Origin of the sequence: Paraclostridium dentum (assembly GCF_012922555.1) — a bacterium.
GTDB lineage: Bacteria > Bacillota > Clostridia > Peptostreptococcales > Peptostreptococcaceae > Paraclostridium > Paraclostridium dentum.
In genome coordinates this window covers 1-357 of record NZ_WIPK01000167.1, presented here as the reverse complement: position 1 = coordinate 357, position 357 = coordinate 1, and the positions used below count along the sequence as shown (strand labels likewise).

Genomic DNA, 357 nt, shown 5'->3' with positions numbered 1-357 from the left:
GTCTTTAAAATAATCGCTCACTCTGTTGCTCCCAACATACACCTTCACTTCTTCCAACTGTTTTTGGTCCAGATTGTGAGCTGCAGTGAGAAGCCATTTCTCTCCGATCACAATCGCTCCTCCTCTTCCTCGAGCTAGTAGAAACACCTGCCAGGGAAACGAGTTCTCTTTCGCTTCCTCACCTCCTAAAATCCGGCCCACACCAGCAAAATCTACAGAAGGACGCCCACACACTGGGATACAATGAGGAAGTATGTCATTTCTTTCTCCTGTCCATTTGCGATCAGCAGCACAGGTGAGATTTACTTCGTTAGTTTCCATGAAAGAGTAGAAGGGTTGGTTACACTGATACTGAAC

At 46.2% G+C, this 357-nt stretch carries 1 protein-coding gene; it reads right to left on the bottom strand.

Annotated elements, in window-relative coordinates; all coding sequences use genetic code 11:
• Positions 1 to 321 (bottom strand): trypsin-like serine protease (locus GFJ41_RS18225; RefSeq protein ID WP_170076046.1); only part of this gene is annotated, 321 nt, incomplete at its 3' end.
• Positions 322 to 357: the final 36 nt, after the last annotated feature.